Here is a 20,904-nt window from a genome sequence, read left to right on the forward strand (position 1 = left end):
GGTGTCCAATTTGGACAATGAAATTTACACATAACCAGATCATTTGTTTCATTTTCGAAACGGGGTGTCTCTGAAAGAGCATATACTGTTTTAAAAAATAAACAATTTCATTTTAAAAAAGATTGCAATTCATTTCACTTGAAAATGGGGTGTCTACGGCAGAAACTTTAGCCGATTTACCGTGCATTTCTTAAATAAATGAGGTGTCTGCGAAACGTAAATTACGATAATGCTTTTTCAATCCCTCTTCAGAAAACAGGAAGCTGAGTCAGCTTCCTGTTTTTCGTGTTTGTTCTCTTATGTAATTATGGTAAAATACGGCTAAGGATATTTGAAAGGATGAGATCAATGAATCATACAGCAGACAATTGTATTTTTTGTAAAATCATTGACGGGCAGATCCCTTGCTCAAAAGTATACGAAGATGAACATGTGCTTGCATTTTTAGATATTAGTCAAGTAACAAAAGGACATACTCTTGTTATTCCGAAAGTTCACAAACAAGACATTTTTGCGTTAACGCCAGAAATCGCATCACACATTTTTTCTGTCGTTCCAAAAATCGCAAATGCGATTAAAGCAGAGTTTAATCCAGTTGGCTTTAACCTACTTAACAATAACGGTGAAAAAGCTGGACAAACTGTGTTCCACTTCCACCTTCATTTAATTCCACGCTACGGTGAAAAAGATGGTTTCGGTGCTGTTTGGAAATCACATCAAAATGAATACACTATGGAAAATTTACAAAACATCGCAAGTACAATTGCAAATAGTGTGAAATAATGACACTATAAGAAGGCGTAATACATAACAAGCCACTTCCCTGAAGTCATCAAATTCCGCATGGCTTGTTTCTTTACTTAAAATGCTCAGGGATGATTGTTTGTGCATAGCACATATAAGAAAGATATGCATATTTTTCCCATCATGAATACGAACAAAAAATAAGGAGGTCTCCTTTTATGTCAAAAGCTAAATCCTTTATTACAGGTGTTATTTGCGGCGGAGCAGTTGCTGGACTAGCTGTTCTTTTCTCAACTCCTTCTTCTGGTAAAGACATGCGCGGCAAGTTAAAAGAAAAAGGAAATGATATTAAAAAGACTTTAGCTGATATTACAGCTGATACGAAATTATTAAAGCGTCAAATTGTTGAAACTGCTTCAGAAGGTAAAGAAGTGTTTCAAGAATTAAAAGATGACATGCAAGACACGCTTTCTAACTGGAAGCAAGATATTTCTCAAAACAAGCGCCATATTGAGAAAGAAATTTTGGACATCCAAAAGTCAATTGAGAAACTACAAGAAGCTGTTCCAGAAAAAGCGTAAACAAATTCCTGCTTAGTTTTTTGCATATAACAAATATTTTTTATATAAATTGACCTTGACACGGCATATCGTATAGATATGCCGTGTTTTTATGCATTTACAATATATGTTATCACTTAACATGTAAGGACAACGTATGTATTCACGACTCATAAAACGCTTCCATAGTTATGCATGATTTGTATAGAATGTCATTTTTCCGAAAAATTTTCACAATTCTCACAAAAAGACTTTATTAATTTTTATTTTACTGGCATAATAGATAGTAATGAAAAAAGAATGTTAAAGTGGGTGAGTAAATGAAAAGTGGAGAAAAAGATTACTCGGTAAAAGAAGCGATGATTTTCAGCCAACGCATTGCTCAATTATCGAAAGCGTTATGGAAATGTGTAGAGAAAGATTGGCAGCAGTGGATTAAACCTTACGATTTAAATATTAATGAACATCATATTTTAACAATCGCTTATCATTTAAAAGGGGCTTCTATTTCTGAGATTGCTAAGTTTGGAGTTATGCACGTATCAACAGCGTTTAACTTCTCGAAAAAGCTGGAAGAACGCGGCTATCTTGTATTCTCAAAAAAGGAAGATGATAAACGAAATACGTACATTGAAATTACAGACAAAGGGGAAGAATTACTACTTCGCTTAATGGAAGAGTATGATCCTGAAAATAATTCAGTGTTTAATGGGGCTCTTGCACTTCGTAATTTTTATGGGAAGTTCCCAGAAAATATCGAACTGATTGCAATCCTGCGTAACATTTACGGACAAGACTTTATCGATATTTTTGAGAAATCATTAGAAGATATTGAAGAGAACTTTACAGAATCCGATCAAAAGTTAGTTAAGAAATAATCTATTTATTTTTTCGCAATCATGCTTAAGAATTCATTCATAAGCGGCTTAAATAAACCTTGTTTTGCTAGCGCTTCCGCAGTTTCGTGTACTTCGAGCTGATGTGGAAGCGCTTTTTCAAATTGATCTAACAGCGCATCGAACAAAAGAAGCCCTTCTGCTTTCTCCACTACATATTGCTCGTTCAGTTTTTCACAAAGATTTAGTATACGTTCAATATCTTTTTTACGAGCTTTTTTCTTTATGATCAAAGAATAAAATGGACACTTCTCTTCATCAATCATTTTAAATAGTAGGTCTACATAGTATTCAGCTTGTTCTAATCTTCTAACAACGTCCATTTTCTCCCTCACTTTCTAACACAAAGTCTTCTATTTCTGAATTTTGTAACACGAACAAAATATCGTGTGATACAATATATGTATATGTATTTTAGCCAAAAGGAGGTCTCGCCTCATGACACTTATAACAGTTGTTTTTGTCGCATTCGCACTTCTTGTTATATTTTACACGAATTTCATGACACATACACTGTGTGAACGAAAACAAATAGCTGCGAGCCGCCAGCCCGGTGTCTTTCGGGTTATTAATGTATGTATAACAATTTTATTAATTTCTAGTTATATAGAAATTATATTTCATGGAAAGTGAGGAAGGAAAGCCCCTTCCTCACTTTTTTCCTCTATAAGCAAATTATACCTACAATAACCAATAAAATAAACAGTACAAGTAATAAAATAAGTTGAGAATTCATCCCCATCCCCTCCTCTATTCTGTATATGCGGCATACGCCCAATATGGCACACTTTCAAAATCTGACACGTGCTGGTTAATTTTTCTTTATCAATATGAAAACGGTTCGAAATATGATATATTAAATTTTGTACATATTGCTTATACTATAGAACAAAACATTCATCAAAACTTTATCCTCAGCCACGGTAAGCCCTGTTAAGCGCGCTTTACCAATATAAAAAAGCAAAAGTATCAGTGAGACTTAATCGGGCTCTTATGAATCAAAATTCATTGGTGTAGGATAAATTAAAAATACATAATAGTAGGAGTGTTTATCGAATGAAGAAAGCTATGCTTGCCTTAGCCGCAACAAGTGTAATCGCATTATCAGCATGTGGAACATCATCATCAGACAAAATTGTTACATCTAAAGCTGGTGACATTACAAAAGAAGAATTCTACAATCAAATGAAGACACAAGCTGGTAAACAAGTACTAAACAACATGGTTATGGAAAAAGTACTTATTAAAAACTACAAAGTTGAAGACAAAGATGTAGACAAAAAGTTCGATGAAATGAAAAAACAATACGGTGATCAATTCGATACACTATTAAAACAACAAGGTATTAAAGAAGAAACGATAAAAACTGGTGTGCGTGCTCAATTAGCTCAAGAAAAAGCTATCGAGAAAACAATCACTGATAAAGAACTAAAAGAAAACTACAAGCCTGAAATTAAAGCAAGCCACATTCTTGTAAAAGATGAAGCTACTGCGAAAAAGGTAAAAGAAGAACTTGGACAAGGTAAATCTTTCGAAGAGTTAGCGAAACAATACTCTGAAGATACTGGTTCAAAAGAAAAAGGCGGAGACCTTGGCTACTTTACTGCTGGTAAAATGGTTAAAGAATTCGAAGATGCTGCTTACAAGCTGAAAAAAGATGAAGTAAGCGAACCTGTGAAATCACAATTCGGTTACCACATCATTAAAGTAACAGACATTAAAGAACAAAAACCATTTGATGAAGTAAAAGGCGACATCAAAAAAGATCTAGTTCAGAAGAAAGCACAAGATGCTGCATTCATGAATGATCTTATGATGAAAGAAATCAAAAAAGCTGACGTAAAAGTTGACGATAAAGATTTAAAAGATCTTTTCGAAGAGAAAAAAGCTGACGCTAAAAAAGAAGAAAAGAAATAATGCAGTAAAAAGCTTGGGCTTAGGCCCGAGCTTTTTTTATCCCCTCTTCTCCCGGTAGTTATATCTAGATTCGGTAAATGAAATTATATCGGCGATTTTCAAAATATATCAGCGCAACTCCAATTATATCAGCGATTTTCGAAATATATCGACTTACCGACAAAAAACGACAACAAGCGTGACTCCCTCTTCAAACACAAAAAAACCTTGATCCACGCCACGTAGAACCAAGGTTTATCTTATTATCATTGATTAAATGAAAAAACTATGTTAAATTAGAACAGAAACACGTTTCATAAAACAAAAGGAACGTATTTATCCGTATCTTAATTGTACACCAAAACACATCTTCAGTCAACCTCTATTTTTCACTTTTAAAGGAGTGCTTACCGTATGAACAAAAAACTTGATCTAGAGCAAAAAAGATTGGATACCGTAATCGAGACAATTACGGAGCAAATTGATAAACTGGAAAACGAAACTGGCAGACGCCGAGCAGAAGTAATCAATATTCGTAAACACTTTTGGGATGATGTGAAAGTGAACACGGATACTTTCGATGATTATCTTGAAACAGTTATCAACTTAAGACAACAAGCTCAGTCACTAGCTGTTACACAAATTACCCATAAGCACACCTTTAATCGACTTGCCGCATTAAGACGCATGCATAAAGCACCTTATTTCGGACGAATTGATTTCAAAGAAGAAGGAGAATCTGCAGCGGATCAAATTTATATCGGCGTCGCTACACTTACGGATGCAAGCGGAGAAAACTTCCTTATATATGACTGGCGCGCACCTATTTCGAGTGTATACTACGATTATCCACCAGGACCGGCTGAATACAGTACACCAGGCGGCGTAATCCACGGTAATGTGGAGAAAAAATTACAATACATTATTCAAAATGGCGAGATTGATTCTATGTTCGATACGAGCCTTACAATTGGTGATGAAATCTTGCAACAAGCGCTTGGAAAAGGCACGAACAAACATATGCAAAGCATTGTTGCTACGATTCAGCGCGAGCAAAATGAAATTATCCGTCACGATGAAGGCCGACTCCTTATCGTGCAAGGAGCCGCTGGTAGTGGTAAAACATCAGCTGCATTACAACGAATCGCCTACTTACTATATAAATATCGCGAATGGCTAAAAGCAGATCAAATTATTCTCTTCTCTCCTAACTCTATGTTCAATAGCTACGTTTCTAACGTACTACCTGAACTCGGTGAAGAAAATATGCAGCAAGTTACATTCCAAGAATATTTAAATCATAGACTAAGTAAGTCATTTGAAGTTGAAGATCCTTATGAACAATTAGAATATATGTTAACTGAAACGAATAATCCTACCTATAAAACGAGAAATGCGAGCATCCGATTTAAAGCATCCACTCAATTTTTCGAGATGATTAGAGCGTACAGACAATCTCTTGAATCTTCAGGCATGCTATTTAGAGGAATGAAATTTAGAGGAAAACTGATTGTTTCTGCGAAAGAAATTACAGAGCAATTTTACAATACCGACTCCTCCCTCCGCTTCCATAGTCGAATTGAGAAGTTAACGGATTGGCTAAATAAGCAAATAGATGCACTTGAAAAAGCAGAACTGAAAAAGCCTTGGGTAGAAGAAGAAATTGAATTACTTAGTAAAGATGAATACCAAAAAGCTTATAAATATTTGCAGAAAAAAGGAGAGTTTGACGACAACTCCTTTAATGATTTTGAAAAAGAAACGAGAGTACTTGGACGTATGATTGTCCGTAAAAAATTGAAGCCACTGCGTAAAGGCGTTCAAACATTACGCTTTATCAATTTCACAGGCATATATAAACAACTCTTCACAGATGCATCATGGGTTACTGAGAAAAAACCGAAAGAGTGGGATGACATTTGCTCCTTAACAGTAAACATGCTTGATGAAGGAAAACTATATTACGAGGATGCGACTCCATTCTTACTTTTAAAAGAATTAATTGAAGGCTTCCAAACGAACAGATCGATTAAACACGTACTCGTAGACGAAGCGCAAGATTATTCTCCGTTTCAGTTCGAGTTTTTAAAACGTCTCTTCCCTGCCGCAAGAATGACGGTACTCGGAGACTTTAACCAAGCGATATTTGCTCATGCGAGTGAAACGGTTAATTTCGATACACTTACAAATTTATACGGTCCAGACGAAACAAACGGCATTAACTTAACTCGTAGCTACCGCTCAACAAAACCGATTATTGAATTTACACGTGCTCTCGTACCGGAAGGCAAGAACATTCACGCCTTTGAACGTGACGGCGAGAAACCTACAGTGACGAAAGTATCGAATGTCAACGAACTGCACGAACGTATTACTGCCAAAGTTGCTGAACTACAAAAAGAGCAGCACAATACGATCGCAATTATATGTAAATCTGCAGCTGAAAGCGCAGCTGCATACGAAGCACTTAATCATATCGATAATATTAAACTCGTGAAGAGTAACTCAGCCGAGTATGAGCAAGGCATTGTCGTAATCCCTGCTTACTTAGCGAAAGGTATCGAATTTGATGCTGTTATTATTTACAATGCTTCTAAAGATGTGTACAGCCATGAGAGCGTTCGTAGATTGTTCTACACTGCTTGTACGCGGGCGATGCATGAGTTGCAACTTTATAGCGTTGGCGAGGTTAGTCCTTTTGTGCTTGGGGCTGATTCGGAGAGTTTTGAGCTTATAATGAAAACACCTTGATAATCATCAAGGTGTTTTTCTCATTCTAAAAGGAATATCTTTACGTCGATATACACTTAGCACGATTCCCATTATAAATGCGTGAAATAGAGTTGGTATCAAGCCGTAACTAATAAAGGGTAATGATATAGAGACACGTGGTAATATCCCAAGAATCATGCCAACGTTATAAACGAAATGGAATACAAAAAGAGTTACTCCACCAACGAGGAGTAATTTACCATAACCATCATTTATTTTATAAGCTATATTCATTATTCTTACTGCAAAAAGAGACAAAATCAAGACAAGAACTAGCGCAAGCACATATCCATAATAGTAAGTCAAACTTGCAAATACAAAATCAGTATGAGTAGCAGGGATAGACTTTATATTTCCATATGTACCAAACCAACCTACCGATGCCATTGCCTCTTTTAAACGTAAATACCATTGATCATGCTCTGGGTTTAAAAACCCTAAAATTCTAGCTATCCGGTATTCTTTTACGGCAGACCAGGAAAATAAATCCCTAATAATAAAGAAACAAATCGGTAACATTGTAATGAGCCAGGCCGTTTTCTTTCCTAGCTTACTCCACCAAAGCATAACAAATACCATCGTGATATAGATGAACAGTGGTAAAAGAGTTGATGTAGTTAGAAATAAATATAAAGAAAATAAATACAACATGAGAAGATGTATAAACTTTAATCTACTGTTATTGAAAAAAGAAGCCCAGGCTAGAAGGAAGAATGGTATTGTCATTAGACAGTCAATTATGATGGAACCAATTTTCATTAATGGCTCACCATTCAAAAAAGCAGTCGGAAAACACTTTATCATTAACAAGATAAGTACACCAATTGTATAAAACAGCCACCCGAGTCTCTCTAACTTCCGATAATCAAATAGCATCATCCCAATCGCTGTTGTAACACCGAGAATTACAAATATCACCTTATTCATTAATAAGTCAGCATGTCCAAGCGCTATAACTGGCAAAAATCCTAGCCCCATCGCAGCCACTAATAAACCAATTAAGAACCAATCAACCTTTGGCTTATGTAGTTTATTAAGTTCCTGGCCAAGCTTAATTGGACTTCCCATTTGTTCAACAGCCTTATCTTCAGCAACTTCCTCACTTAAGCCTTTCTCTATCCACATATTCTTCGTCTGTTTCAAGTGAAAGTCTAGTTCTGTTGCCACCAAGTCCTTTGCTTCTTTTGATTTAATATGGTTCGTAACTTCTTTTAAAAAACGCTCCCCTTTTTTGCTCAATTTTTTCTCACTCCTGTACTAATCCTTTTAATATAAATCGTGCCTTCGTAGCATTCTTCTCTGCCTTTCGCAGCATTTTATTTCCTTTATCATTTAATTGATAATATTTAGCTCCCGCGTGATCCCAGCTAGATTGGATAAAGCGATTTTGTTCTAGACGATGTAATAAAGTGTATAGAGACCCTTCACCACCTTCGAATTTTTGAATCCCTCTCCCTCTTAGCAACTGCATCAATTCATAACCCGTTTTTTCATTCATAAGAAGTTGTAACACTGCTAAAAGGATATCTTCTTCCTTTTCGGACGATTGCTTAATTTTTTCGCGCACCTGCTTCTGGTGCTGATCAGAAAAACTCAAATGTTTAAACGTTGTGTTCTCCATTGATTTTCGCAAGCCTTTTAATCGATCTTCCATTTGATTATCCCTCCAATCCTTTCTTCAAAAGTTCCTTCGCTTTTTTCAGTCTCGTTTTTATCGTATTTTCCTTTACGTCTATTACCATAGCAATCTCTTTAATTGATAATTCTTCATAATAAAATAGATAAATGACTTCTCGATATTTTATCGGTAAACTCATTACCGCAGAAGCCAACCTACTATCCTCCGCATTTTGAATGACAGTTTGTTCGACACTATCATTTTGAATCCCAATATACGCAAATTCATCCTCTGTAACGATTACCTTTTTGTTATACCAACTTTTTATATAGTCCTTACATTGATTAATCGCAATTCTCCATAACCACGTTTTCACATTCGATTTCCCTTTATATGTATGAAGAGATTTATAACATTTCACGAATATATCTTGCGTTAAATCCTCCGCAACCTCTTTATTATTCACATACGAATACACAAGCTGCAGGACTTCTTGTCCATACTTGTTCATTATTTCGTCGATAAGGTCCTCCTTATCTTCTATTTCAAACGCTTCTATCGTTAATTCATCCACATCATTTCCTCCTTCCCATATATTAGACGACGCACTGTATGGAAAAGTTTTATAAATGTATAAAAAAATACGGATTGTAATGTCCATACCGTTTTTTTATGAATATTTATTTACTTCTTGTCCCCTGACACTAATGCTCTGCTTAAAAACAGGAATTTTCATCCATATATCTTGTTCCCTATTTTAAAACATAATACAATTAAAATGTAACTTAATAAGCTATAACTAGTAGGTGTGGCAATCATCTCTTCCATTTTGAAAAAAGGGGGGAGGTGATAATATAATCGCGATGTTTATAATTAAATTAGTGTATGGTATCCTAACCGGAGCTGGCGTTGTCATCGGTAGAAGATACGTCGGTCCGTGGCTAATTTCTGTATACAAAAAAGCGAGAACCACCCTGCTTCGTGGAAAAGGTAAGGGCGGTTCTCGGCTAAAACGTTAATGTAATTGTCTTATAACCGCACCTACTACCACCACAATAGCAAGTTAGGTTACACAAGGCAGAAGTTTCTCAGGCTTCTGTCTTTTTTATTTTATGCAAAATTCACACTACATACTCTATCATCATTGTAACACATTTTATTTATTTTTAGTCAAGAGAAAAACTACCTAAAGGGCTCCCCTTCAGGTAGTTCTCTATTTTACGCTAACGCAGCTAGACTTTTTCAAGTTCAGCTGTGCCGCTCTCATCATTTATAGCACCAATAAAGACGGATTATGTACCCGCTTCATAACAGTATGAGTAAACAAGGAACAACACCTATTACGAATATAAAAAATCCTCTCACTATATAGCACCTATGTTTTCAGCAATACTCTATTACCATCAAACTAAATTTGTATAATTTAAACTACAGAATAGCAAGCTAATTTTCAAATATCTTCTTGCGCATTATCCTAAATTTATTATCTATTTGTATCATGCTTATAAATAAAAGATATCCTACCGACGCACCGAGCATATTTATAGCAATCCGCCACACATCAAAAACATCAGACAAAGTTAGTAAATGTAATATCTCCCAAACAAGAAAGGTCATAACATACCACTTACGAGCTTTCTTATAGTTAGTCACTTTATTAATCAGCACTGGAACGAAAAATCCGAATGGAACTACTAATATTATATGTTGTAAAACACTTAACCAATAAGTTGAGTTTCCCCAAGGACCTGGATGTGCAATAAAATCTTTAATTTGCCAAAGTGTTATTCCAAAAAGTTGTAATAACGTTTCTAAATCAGATATATGTAAAAATTGCTGCCAAAATTCAATGGGATGATAGACAGTCCCACCTGTCAAACTGCGAACAGAGTCAAATGTAGAAGTTGAAATAAACGTTCCTAAAAAGACAATAAAACAAATGATTATATAAGGAATACATAAAATTTTTGATAATACCTTTAATGGTCTAGGAACTTCGTATACCGATTTATTAATCTCTACGCCAATAACTTTTGATTCTCCAAAACTTTGAATCGCTTTATAAATCGCTTCTTTTTCATTCATACCTTGTTCCATATATTCTTCTTTCAAGCTGTTCAAGTGATCATACATTTCTAGAAATAACTCATCCTGTTCAATATCACTAAGTTCTGAATAGGCTAAAATAGACTTAATATACTCATCAAATTCACTCATAAATAACTCCTTTCTGACAAGCTTGAATTAATGCTGTTACACTCTCCCAAGAATTCACTTTCTTCTGCAATTCTTTTTTCCCTTTATCTGTAATAGTATAGAATTTCCTTTTCATCCCATTCTCAGATTCATTCCAATAAGATTCAAGAAACTCCTTTTTCTCTAATCTCTTTAAAGCAGGATACAAAGTTCCCTGCCCCATACTATACAAATCTTCACTTGCATCCTTTAAACTTTGAGCTATTTCATATCCATATGTATCACGTTTTGCAATGATAGAAAGTAATAAAATATCTATACTTCCCTTCAAGATTTCTTTGTCCAACAATACCACCACCTTATATACATCGTATAACAACATATGTCGTTATGCAATATAGTTAGAAGAATATTCCATAAAAAAAGAACCACCTAAAGGCTCCCCTTCAGGTGGTTCTCTATTTTATGCTAACGCAGCTGCCTGTTCTTGTTGATCTACAGGAATAACAGCGTCTGTTAGTGCTTTTTCTAGTTCTGCTGTATATTTCATTTGTTCTTCTTTGCTCCAGCCTAGTTTCGCAGCCATGTAGTTGATTACTGCTTCTTTCCACTCATATACCCAGTGGATGTTGAAGAATACAGCGCCTCTGCGGCGTACGAAGAAGTCAACTGGTTTTGCTGTCATTTCGTAATCCATTGCGTATACAAGCGGGATTAGAACGTCAAGCGGCATGTTGTATTCTTTCGCTTCGTCTTTATGTTTTTTCGCTAAGTCAAATAGTACGTCAACGTTAGAACCATAGAATTTCGCGAATTCTTCTGCTTGTGCTGTTGTTAAACCATATTTCGTACCTTCGCCAGCTTTTTTCGCAACGAATGCTGGGAATCCGTGTGAACCATCTACATGTCCACCAGAGATTGGCATATGTTTCGTGTCGCTCTTCGGATATGCGCTATGACCTTCTTTTTGTAGTAAGTTCGTTACGTAGTCTACTACCATTTCAGCCATTTTGCGGTATCCTGTTAATTTACCACCTGCGATTGTAATTAAACCAGATTCAGAAGTCCAAATTTCGTCTTTACGAGAAATTTCAGATGCACTCTTACCCTCTTCATAAATTAACGGACGTACACCAGCCCAGCTTGATTCAATGTCTTTCTCTGTAATTTTCACGCTTGGGAACATGTAGTTAATCGCATTAATGATGTATGTGCGATCTTCTGTTGTCATTTGTGGTACAGCTGCGTCTTTATCGTAGAACGTATCTGTTGTACCTACATAAGTTTTTCCGCCGCGAGGAATCGCGAACACCATACGTTTATCTGGTGTATCGAAGTAAATCGCTTGACCTAATGGGAAACGTTTTTGGTCAATTACTAAGTGAACACCTTTTGATAACTGAAGTACTTTTCCTTTTTTCGAGTTATCTTTTTCACGAAGTGTATCTACCCAAGGGCCAGCTGCGTTTACAATTTTCTTACCGTAAACTTCGTATACTTCTCCGTCTAGTAAATCGATTACACGTACACCGCATACTTTTCCATCTTTATATAAGAAACTGTCTACTTTTGCATAGTTAACAGCTTTTGCGCCGTGCTCAATTGCTTCTTTCATTACTTCAATTGTAAGACGCGCATCATCTGTACGATATTCTACGTAGTAACCGCCGCCTTTTAATCCTTCTTTTTTTACAAGAGGCTCTTTGTTTAATGTTTCTTCACGGTTAAACATCTTTCTGCGCTCACTTCGTTTTACACCTGCTAAGAAGTCGTATACACGAAGACCAATTGATGTACTAAATGATCCGAACGTACCACCTGTATGGAACGGAAGTAACATCCACTCTGGTGTTGTTACATGGGGACCGTTCTCATATACGATCGCACGCTCTTTACCCACCTCTGCTACCATTTTCACTTCAAGTTGTTTTAAATAACGTAGACCACCGTGTACAAGCTTCGTTGAACGACTTGATGTACCTGCTGCAAAGTCCTGCATTTCAAACACAATTGTTGATAACCCGCGTGTTGCTCCATCTAATGCAATACCAGAACCAGTAATACCTCCACCAATTACGATCACATCTAACTCTTGTTTATTTACTCCGTTTAATACGTCTTTACGTTGTTTACTTGAAAATTTCATGGTAATTCCTCCCTTTGATAACGAAAAAAGAGACCACAAACTCCGCTATAGATTTCGCCTCTATAGCGCGTTGTGGTCTCTCCAAATCTCCTACCGAATTATTAACTTGTCACCATTATAACACTGTTTATGATTATTTGAAAGCTTTTGTTGCTTCAATTGCTTTTTTCCATCCAGCATATAGCTCTTCGCTTGTTTTCGCTTCCATCGTTGGTTCAAAGCGTTTGTCCATATGCCACTGTTCTTTAATTTCATCTTGGTTTTTCCAATATCCAACCGCAAGACCAGCTAAGTATGCTGCACCTAGAGCCGTTGTTTCATTGATTACTGGACGCTCTACAGGAACATCTAAAATATCACTTTGGAACTTCATTAAGAAGTTATTTTTAACCGCTCCGCCATCAACGCGTAATGTTTTCAGTTCAATACCTGAATCTGCTTCCATTGCGCATAATACATCTTTCGTTTGGTAAGCTAAAGATTCTAGCGTTGCACGAATGAAGTGCTCTTTCGTCGTACCGCGTGTTACACCAAACATAGCGCCGCGTACTTCACTATCCCAATAAGGTGTTCCTAGTCCAACGAATGCTGGTACAACGTATACACCATCAGTTGATTCAACGCGACTCGCATACACTTCACTCTCACTTGCATCTTTAAACATGCGCATTCCGTCACGTAACCACTGAATTGCAGAACCTGCTACGAAAATACTTCCTTCTAATGCGTAGTTTACTTTACCATCTATTCCCCATGCAATTGTTGTTAATAGACCATGCTCAGAAGCTACTGCTTTTTCACCTGTGTTCATTAACATGAAGCAACCAGTTCCGTAAGTATTTTTCGCCATACCTTCACCGAAACAAGCTTGTCCAAATAATGCTGCTTGTTGGTCACCAGCTACACCTGCAATCGGTACATTTTGACCGAAGAAGTGGTAATCAATTGTTTCTCCGTAAATTTCAGATGATGGACGTACTTCTGGAAGCATGCTCTTTGGTACTGTTAACATTTCTAGAAGCTCATCATCCCACTGTAAGTCGTGAATGTTAAACATTAACGTACGTGATGCGTTTGAGTAATCTGTTACGTGTGATTTACCACCAGATAGTTTCCATACAAGCCACGAATCAATTGTTCCGAATAATAGATCGCCGTTTTCTGCTTTTTCTCTTGCACCTTCAACATTATCTAAAATCCATTTTACTTTCGTACCAGAGAAGTATGCATCAATTAAAAGACCTGTTTTTTCGCGAACCATTTCGCTATAACCTTTTTCTTTTAACTCATCACAAATTTCAGCTGTTTGGCGAGATTGCCATACGATTGCGTTGTAAATTGGTTTACTAGTTGTTTTATCCCAGACAACCGTTGTTTCACGTTGGTTCGTAATACCGATACCAGCGATTTGTTCTGGTTTTACATCTGCTTCGCTTAAGCAAGTTGCGATAACTGCTAAAATAGATCCCCAAATTTCTTGTGCATTATGCTCTACCCAGCCCGGCTTTGGAAAATGTTGTGTAAACTCTTTTTGAGCTGAATGAACAATTTCACCTTTTTTATTGAAAAGAATTGCGCGTGAGCTTGTTGTTCCTTGGTCTAATGAAAGAATATATTTTTTCATATCGGTTTCCCCCTTATGCCACTTTTCTACTATTTGTATTGCTTCCACTTTTTTTACTTGTCATATAAGAGATTGCTAGTACAATCACAGTTGCGATAATCACATAAATAAGTGCTGAATTTTGTTTTCCTTCAAATACAACTTGATGGAATAAACCTGCAAGTGATCCACCTAAAATTGGACCAACTACTGGAATCCATGCATACTTCCAGTTTGAACCGCCTTTTCCTGCAATCGGAAGGAAGAAGTGTGCGATACGCGGACCTAAATCACGTGCTGGGTTAATTGCGTATCCTGTTGTCCCACCTAATGATAAACCAATACTTACAATTAAGAAACCTACGATAAATGGATTTAATCCATCTGCAAACTTATTTGCACCAATTGCTAATATACCAAATACTAAAACGAATGTTCCAATCATTTCACTTAAAAGGTTTGCAAATGTGTTCGGAATTGCTGGACCTGTTGCAAATACACCTAACTTTGTTCCTGGATCTTCTGTTTCTTTCCAGTGTGGTAAGTAATGTAAATATACGATAACTGCCCCGATAATTGCCCCAATCATTTGTGCTGCGATATAACCTGGTACATCACTCCATGGGAACGCTCCCTTAAATGCTAATCCTATTGTTAAAGCTGGATTCAAATGTGCCCCACTAATTGATCCAACCGCATATGCTGCAACCGCTACCGCTAAGCCCCAGCCCATTGTAATTACAATCCAACCAGAATCTTTCGCAAACGACTTCTTTAAACTTACACCAGCACAAACGCCGCCACCAAGTACGATTAACAACGCAGTCCCTATTAACTCTCCTAAAAATGCTGACATAGTATCCCTCCACAATCAATTTAAACGCTTCCAAATGTGATAGAGGTAAAATGAATGGCCATTCGTTTTTGTCAAAAGAAAAAGACCCACAGCTTGCACGCTTCTATATAAATTTATATAGAAACAATGAAATGTGGATCTCTACTTTTCTCCGTCACGTTTATTAACTTGTCTATAATGTTAACCGTAAATGAAAGCGGTGTCAACGAAAAAATTCACATTTTCGTCACTTTTTTTGGTAATGTTTCCATAGTTCGCGTTTTGATGTCGTAATTGCTGTCGCACCAGCGTTTAAAGCTCTTTCCACATCTTCTACAGTACGAATAAAACCACCCGCTAAAATCGGTACACCAGTACGCTCTTTCACTTCAGCGATAATATCCGTCATTGCTCCAGGAAGTACCTCAATATAATCCGGTTTCGTCTTATCTAAAAGATTGCAGCTCTTCTCCATCGCACTCGAATCGATTAAAAAGATGCGTTGTATTGCCACAACACCTTTTTGCTTCGCCTTCATAATAACGCTCGCCTTTGTTGAAAGTAACCCGTACGGTCTAAACTCCTGACATAAATATTCCGTCGCATGCCCATCACTCTGCAAACCATGAATTAAATCCACATGTAAAAATACCTTTTTACAATATTGCTTCGCAAGTGATATAACACTCTTTAATTGACCGACATGAATATCTAAAATAACGATATATTCATACGAACTATGTAATAGCTTTTCCAAATCTTTAATTTGCCTCACTGCCGGCAAAATCTTCTGTTCATGAAATTCCATTCTCTATATCCCCTTCTTTATGTCATCCTATCCTTTATAGTACACAATTTAAGTGAAAAGAACAGCTAGTGTAGGGGATTTCTTTCAAATCTTTCCTCTATCTATATATTTTCTTCAACTTATCCGATCCCATACCACCTATAATCATGAATGCAAGGGGCAAAAGATTCATTACATATGGCGCATCTGCTACAATTGTAATACTTGCTCCAGCAAACTTATTTAGCATCCATACAACGATTTTTGCAATAAACAAAAATACTCCTATCATAAATAGACTATCAAAAAACACCTTCCATTTTGGATACGCCAATTGCTTACTATCTTCAATTACTTTCTGCGTCAATTCTTCATCACTCCTTAGCAGTTCATCAATTGTAATACCGAACAGATCACTTAAATGAATAATAATTTCAATGCTCGGATAGTTCTTTCCCGTCTCCCATTTCGAAACAGATTGCCTGCTCACATGAAGTTTTTCAGCCAAATCATTTTGCGACCAATTTCTTTTTTCCCTTTCTTCTTTTAAACGCTCACTAAAAATCATACTGTGTTTATCACCTCTCTATGCCCATTATGTTCAAATAGATGATGAAGAGTAAAGCGAGTTATCGTTGCATTTCCTGCGCAACTTATACGTTACAGCTTATAATGGCGCTCTTTTATATGTATCTTCCCTATACTATGCTCCAATAATAATTTCCCGAACAATAATACAAGGGACGGATACTAATAAAGTGAAACTTTAATCAACCCTCACTAATCGGGCTTTTACGGACAGCCCGTCCCCCACCTAACTTCTTTGATTCCGCTGAATTTTGAGGTGGGGTCTTACTGCCCGGCAAATAGCGGGATAAAGACTAGATTAGGCATAAAAAATACGCCATCCCTTCTTATCAGTCTCTAGAAAGAATAACGCAAATTTTCATTTTTACTCATCATTTTTCGGACTATATGAAAACCCCGGATATTTCACAACAGGCCTCTTCTCCTTACGCAGGGAATCCATTACTTGCGGGCCAACATGTATATTACTCTCCACTATTTCTTTAGGAGTCAGTGCCATCCATTGATTTAACGATACATCTTCAAAACGATTACTTCTGAACATCTCTAAAAACCATAATGTTTCGGTACCTGTATTTTGAATATAATGCCCCGTCGCAAACGGTACATATCCGACATCGCCAGCTCTATAATCAAATGTACGAGCGGTACCATTTCCAAGAAACACAGTCATTCTCGCTTCCCCTGTCAAATAATATTGCCATTCATCATTATTCGGGTGCCAATGAAGTTCTCTCATTCCACCAGGCTCAACCTCAACGAGCGCTGCTGCGATTGTTTTGGAAATAGGGAAATTTGTAGAATCTACAATTCGAACGCTACCACCAGGCGTCTTAATCGGCTTTTGTTTTAACAATTCATGTTTAAATGTTAAAGGAACTTCTCCTTTCGGTGATTGAATTTCCTGACTTCCAAGCGAACCTGGCACCTCTCCTTGATAAATATAAACTTGATCTGAAGGGATAGAACGAAAAGCACTCTCAGGTACTCCGAAATTAGCCGACAACACTTCTTTTGGCGTATGCGCAAACCAATCAGAAATAGCTAAAGTAGATAAATCAGAAAAATGCCCATCATCGAAAACGAGTAGAAATTCACAATGTTCCAATCCTTGAATGGAATGCGGAATACCAGGCGGAAAATACCAAAGATCACCTGGTCCAACATCAGCAATAAAATTACGCCCATTTTGATCAACAGCCGTTATGCGCGCCCGTCCTAAAAGCATATACGCCCATTCCGCTTCTTTATGCCAATGTAGTTCTCGTACTCCACCGGCCGTTAAACTCATATTTACTCCCGCAATCGTCGTCGAAACCGGTAGTTCCCGAGCAGTAATCTCCCGAGACCACCCGCCTTGTTTCAAAATCATAGAAGTGTCCGAAAATGAAAACTTCAAGTTAGGAACTAACCCTGCATCGGTTATAGGCGGAACAAGCATATTCGGATTTTGAATATCCCGCATAACATTACGAGGTCCAGAATCAATCGCACCTGCTCCGTCGCTGCGGATTGGTTGTGGCACATTCCCTCCCGCTTCATTAACAGTACGTTTCTTCATGATTACACTCCTTTTTCATCCGATTAGTAAGTAAAAAGCCTCCATCATAGTGTATGAATTGGGCTTTAGATGGTTACAGTTACTATGGAGTTACATCATCTGCCTATCATTATCGTTTTGTTCATTTCTCAACTTATACTAGTATGCTTAGCGCTTAGGAAGACAAAAAATAAACTAGAACTAACAAAAAACCCTGTAAAATTTATTACAGAGTTTTTCACCAATTATTTATTGTTTTATATATCGAATACGAACATTATCGTCCATTTGATAAATTTGTAATGTGTTCCCATAACTAATTCCTAACTCTTCACTTGCACCAACTGTACTTACAAATACCCCTTTAAATACTTTATTTTTAGTTGGTTTTACTACCGATACTCTTCGCTGCCTCTTCAAACAGTTTCGAACCTTCTTGTGCTTTACTTACTGATTGATGCATTTTACTTTCGTCTTCTTGATCTAATGCATCAAAGAGAAGTTGAAAACAATCCGCATATAGTTCCATCGACTGCTTTATCTTCGCCTGTTCCCCCTGTAACTCTGGAGGCGCTTGTAGATTCTTCAGCTTTGTAGCAGTTGCCTTTGCTCCACCTAAACTCAGTTGTACTTCACTTTTCTTTTGTTTGTATGATTTTACGTCTGAATCTGCTATTCCTTCAATTAATTTCATTGTATTTTCAATTTGAGTAGCACTATTTATGATATCTGCCTTGTACCTTTCAACATCTGAACCAGTTACCTTACCAGTTGAAGAACTAGAAGAAGTTGAATTATTTGAAGAAGAATTTGGTTGACTACTTGATGAACTACTGTTTGTACCTTCACCTTTCGCTACAGACAAGCTATCCTCTTTCTTGCCATCAGTTGACTTACTCTCTTTTTCAGAAGTCTTATTCTCTTTCTCTACCTTTTGCGTTTCTTCTTTCTTTGGTTCAGCTTTCTTACCATCAGTTTCAATTGTAATACAACCACTCAATAACATAACTGGTAACGCTAAACTTACTAATTTCTTTGCTTTCATGATTACTAATACCCCTTTATTTGTAAAATGTAGTGCAAACAAGTTAATATACTTAACTAATAAATTCCCCCCGAATAATTTATTAAAATCTACTATCCATAGATTCCCTGTATATTCATAATCTTTCCATATATAAGATTTTACAAAGAATTACATATTTGGTCAAAGGGATTTATGTAGTTTTTAAAAGGAAATTTACTAAACGAAAAGAAAATTTTAATCACAAAGAAAAGAAGCTAACAATAAATTGTTAACTTCTCAGCTTAAGGAAAAAATAGTATCTTTCCTTATCTTCTACTATCTAGATTGTGGATGAACCATATACCGCTCCCTCAAAAGAAAAAAGCTACCACCTAGGCAATAATTTCTACTAAGTGGTAACCTTTCAAAATTTCTATTAAAGCAATACCGAATCTTTATCACTATCCTGATTACGTTTCTCACGCTCTTCTTCTAAACGCTTCATATATACTTCGCCTTCTTTTTCGATAAACTCATTATCCATATCTTGCTCTTTTTTCGAAGTATATAAAACCATGTAGCCACTTAATACAATCCCAACAATTACAAGATAAACCCACCATGGTAAAGTTTCCACTCTACTTCATTCCTTTCCTTAGACAAGCCTTATTAGTTTCACTCTATGAGGAAAGAAGTGGATTTATGCTTAAAATTTTTATTGTGGATGCTTCACGAAAAATGCTTGTACATATTCCATAAACTCAATTGGTTCCTGACGAAACGGTGCGTGGTATCCTTTTTCAATAATATGAAACGTACTATTCGCAAATAGCCCATGATACAGTTCACCATTTTTCCACGAAACACTCTTATCATGTCGTCCCCATATAATTAAAGTCGGTACCTTAATTTTATCAGCTTCCATCGCAATGCGGCGCTCTCGCATTTTCGTAAGCTGATCATAATGCTCTTTATCATCACGACTATTTTTTACTTCATTTTTATTATACTTCGTAATCTCAGTTACAGTTTGTAAGTCCGTCGATAGCGGTGGTACTTCATAACTTTCTTTTTGCTGGAAAGACTCTATCCCTGTAGCATCCGCCAAGATGAGATGCGTCACTGCATCCGGATATAAATACGCTAAATTAAGGGACATCTCTCCGCCCATTGAATGGCCGAGCACCGCAAACTGATCGTATCCAAGCTTCTTCATTAACTTATAATATAAATTCACTTGCGCAGGAAACGAATACTGAAAATCAACCGGCTTAGAAGAACGCCCAAACCCTAAAATATCAACCGCAATAATCGTATGATCTCGCACTAGTTCCGGATAAATATCACTAAACCCATCAGAAGAACCACCAAACCCATGCAACATGAGTAACGGAGGTTTCCCCTCACCAATTTGCTTAAAATAAATCGTCTGCCCATCAATTTGCGCCATACTCTCTTTCGTATTCAGCTTCATCATAACAGTATCTTTCACTTCTTCAACCTTCGCAATCGGCTTATCAACGAAGTTACATACGATAAGCAAAACAAGCACAATACCGCTAATCAAATAAAACTTAAACCGTTTCAAAGTTCCCGTCTCCTTTCTTGAGTTGCTATTTAAAGTTTTTACATTTTTTGGTTGTTTTATGTTCTCTTTTTAATTGTAACTAAAACAGTTACAATTATATTAAAAAAATATAACTCATTTCTATTACTA

The 20,904-nt window shown here is 36.6% G+C and carries 23 protein-coding genes; 7 read left to right on the plus strand and 16 right to left on the minus strand.

Translation table 11 applies throughout. The annotated features are described in order from the left end of the window. The first annotated feature begins 348 nt into the window (after window positions 1–348). The 3 genes from ES895_RS11050 to ES895_RS11060 all read left to right on the plus strand — a co-directional run bounded on the left by ES895_RS11050 (window position 349) and on the right by ES895_RS11060 (window position 2,182). The gene (locus ES895_RS11050) at window positions 349–783 is read left to right on the plus strand and encodes an HIT family protein (RefSeq protein WP_001016835.1); all 435 of its coding nucleotides are present in this window, start codon (window positions 349–351) and stop codon (window positions 781–783) included. 179 nt (window positions 784–962) lie between these two features. After that, window positions 963–1,325: a YtxH domain-containing protein gene (locus tag ES895_RS11055; protein WP_000030302.1), complete on the plus strand. Its 363-nt coding sequence runs from the start codon at window positions 963–965 to the stop codon at window positions 1,323–1,325. Between the two features lie 299 nt (window positions 1,326–1,624). Continuing rightward, window positions 1,625–2,182, plus strand: a complete 558-nt coding sequence (locus tag ES895_RS11060; RefSeq protein ID WP_000834924.1) for an HTH-type transcriptional regulator Hpr — start codon at window positions 1,625–1,627, stop codon at window positions 2,180–2,182. A gap of 5 nt (window positions 2,183–2,187) precedes the next feature. Here the strand turns inward: ES895_RS11060 and ES895_RS11065 are convergent, their stop codons facing one another. Further along, a complete protein-coding gene (locus tag ES895_RS11065; protein ID WP_000383655.1) occupies window positions 2,188–2,523 on the minus strand; it encodes a DUF1878 family protein in 336 nt (111 codons plus the stop codon). A 115-nt stretch (window positions 2,524–2,638) separates the two neighbouring features. Between ES895_RS11065 and ES895_RS11070 the strand changes: the two genes are divergently transcribed. From ES895_RS11070 to helD, 3 genes are all read left to right on the plus strand, one after another. Beyond that, window positions 2,639–2,833, plus strand: coding sequence for a hypothetical protein (locus tag ES895_RS11070; protein ID WP_000172690.1), 195 nt, complete (start codon window positions 2,639–2,641; stop codon window positions 2,831–2,833). A 423-nt stretch (window positions 2,834–3,256) separates the two neighbouring features. Then, entirely contained in the window at window positions 3,257–4,117 is an 861-nt protein-coding gene (prsA, locus tag ES895_RS11080) for a peptidylprolyl isomerase PrsA (RefSeq protein WP_097814069.1), read from the plus strand. 393 nt (window positions 4,118–4,510) lie between these two features. Then, complete coding sequence (helD, locus tag ES895_RS11085; RefSeq protein WP_097814070.1) at window positions 4,511–6,847, plus strand: RNA polymerase recycling motor HelD; 2,337 nt, start codon at window positions 4,511–4,513, stop codon at window positions 6,845–6,847. A gap of 6 nt (window positions 6,848–6,853) precedes the next feature. Here helD and ES895_RS11090 read toward each other — a convergent pair whose 3' ends face one another. The 3 genes from ES895_RS11090 to ES895_RS11100 are packed head-to-tail and all read right to left on the minus strand — an operon-like array spanning window position 6,854 to window position 9,060. Then, complete coding sequence (locus ES895_RS11090; RefSeq protein WP_135238342.1) at window positions 6,854–8,107, minus strand: FtsW/RodA/SpoVE family cell cycle protein; 1,254 nt, start codon at window positions 8,105–8,107, stop codon at window positions 6,854–6,856. A 7-nt stretch (window positions 8,108–8,114) separates the two neighbouring features. Then, complete coding sequence (locus ES895_RS11095; RefSeq protein WP_000390151.1) at window positions 8,115–8,522, minus strand: PadR family transcriptional regulator; 408 nt, start codon at window positions 8,520–8,522, stop codon at window positions 8,115–8,117. Between the two features lie 4 nt (window positions 8,523–8,526). Next, window positions 8,527–9,060, minus strand: coding sequence for a sigma-70 family RNA polymerase sigma factor (locus tag ES895_RS11100; RefSeq protein ID WP_097862869.1), 534 nt, complete (start codon window positions 9,058–9,060; stop codon window positions 8,527–8,529). Window positions 9,061–9,349: 289 nt separating this feature from the next. Here ES895_RS11100 and ES895_RS29245 point away from each other — a divergent pair, with 289 nt between their 5' ends. Next, window positions 9,350–9,505, plus strand: coding sequence for a hypothetical protein (locus ES895_RS29245; protein ID WP_000469930.1), 156 nt, complete (start codon window positions 9,350–9,352; stop codon window positions 9,503–9,505). 424 nt (window positions 9,506–9,929) lie between these two features. Here the strand turns inward: ES895_RS29245 and ES895_RS11105 are convergent, their stop codons facing one another. From ES895_RS11105 to ES895_RS11160, 12 genes are all read right to left on the minus strand, one after another. Further along, window positions 9,930–10,703 carry a VanZ family protein gene (locus ES895_RS11105; RefSeq protein WP_097814072.1) on the minus strand — a complete coding sequence of 258 codons (774 nt, stop codon included), beginning with the start codon at window positions 10,701–10,703 and terminating at the stop codon, window positions 9,930–9,932. Next, on the minus strand, window positions 10,696–11,028 hold the full coding sequence (locus tag ES895_RS11110) for a PadR family transcriptional regulator (protein ID WP_000356630.1): 333 nt from the start codon (window positions 11,026–11,028) through the stop codon (window positions 10,696–10,698). The genes ES895_RS11105 and ES895_RS11110 overlap by 8 nt, the downstream gene beginning before the upstream one ends. Before the next feature lie 117 nt (window positions 11,029–11,145). Next, a complete protein-coding gene (gene glpD / locus ES895_RS11115) occupies window positions 11,146–12,828 on the minus strand; it encodes an aerobic glycerol-3-phosphate dehydrogenase (protein ID WP_000672831.1) in 1,683 nt (560 codons plus the stop codon). Window positions 12,829–12,961: 133 nt separating this feature from the next. Further along, the gene (glpK, locus tag ES895_RS11120) at window positions 12,962–14,452 is read right to left on the minus strand and encodes a glycerol kinase GlpK (protein WP_000760015.1); all 1,491 of its coding nucleotides are present in this window, start codon (window positions 14,450–14,452) and stop codon (window positions 12,962–12,964) included. Between the two features lie 13 nt (window positions 14,453–14,465). Then, window positions 14,466–15,287: a glycerol uptake facilitator protein GlpF gene (gene glpF / locus ES895_RS11125; RefSeq protein ID WP_001272195.1), complete on the minus strand. Its 822-nt coding sequence runs from the start codon at window positions 15,285–15,287 to the stop codon at window positions 14,466–14,468. Window positions 15,288–15,513: 226 nt separating this feature from the next. Continuing rightward, complete coding sequence (glpP, locus tag ES895_RS11130; protein WP_000394286.1) at window positions 15,514–16,074, minus strand: glycerol uptake operon antiterminator GlpP; 561 nt, start codon at window positions 16,072–16,074, stop codon at window positions 15,514–15,516. Between the two features lie 97 nt (window positions 16,075–16,171). Beyond that, complete coding sequence (locus ES895_RS11135) at window positions 16,172–16,621, minus strand: helix-turn-helix domain-containing protein (protein ID WP_000577656.1); 450 nt, start codon at window positions 16,619–16,621, stop codon at window positions 16,172–16,174. 384 nt (window positions 16,622–17,005) lie between these two features. Further along, entirely contained in the window at window positions 17,006–18,202 is a 1,197-nt protein-coding gene (locus ES895_RS11140) for an oxalate decarboxylase family bicupin (RefSeq protein ID WP_135238343.1), read from the minus strand. Between the two features lie 228 nt (window positions 18,203–18,430). Then, on the minus strand, window positions 18,431–18,601 hold the full coding sequence (locus tag ES895_RS29250; RefSeq protein ID WP_162840099.1) for a hypothetical protein: 171 nt from the start codon (window positions 18,599–18,601) through the stop codon (window positions 18,431–18,433). Next, entirely contained in the window at window positions 18,561–19,226 is a 666-nt protein-coding gene (locus tag ES895_RS11150; RefSeq protein ID WP_098279428.1) for a DUF7018 domain-containing (lipo)protein, read from the minus strand. The genes ES895_RS29250 and ES895_RS11150 overlap by 41 nt, the downstream gene beginning before the upstream one ends. 397 nt (window positions 19,227–19,623) lie before the next feature. Then, window positions 19,624–19,824, minus strand: a complete 201-nt coding sequence (locus ES895_RS11155; RefSeq protein ID WP_000449223.1) for a sporulation YhaL family protein — start codon at window positions 19,822–19,824, stop codon at window positions 19,624–19,626. 78 nt (window positions 19,825–19,902) lie between these two features. After that, window positions 19,903–20,775, minus strand: coding sequence for an alpha/beta fold hydrolase (locus ES895_RS11160; RefSeq protein WP_000819469.1), 873 nt, complete (start codon window positions 20,773–20,775; stop codon window positions 19,903–19,905). Between the last annotated feature and the right edge of the window lie 129 nt (window positions 20,776–20,904).

The sequence above is a fragment of the Bacillus sp. 007/AIA-02/001 genome (assembly GCF_004634455.1).
Classification (GTDB): Bacteria; Bacillota; Bacilli; order Bacillales; family Bacillaceae_G; genus Bacillus_A; species Bacillus_A cereus.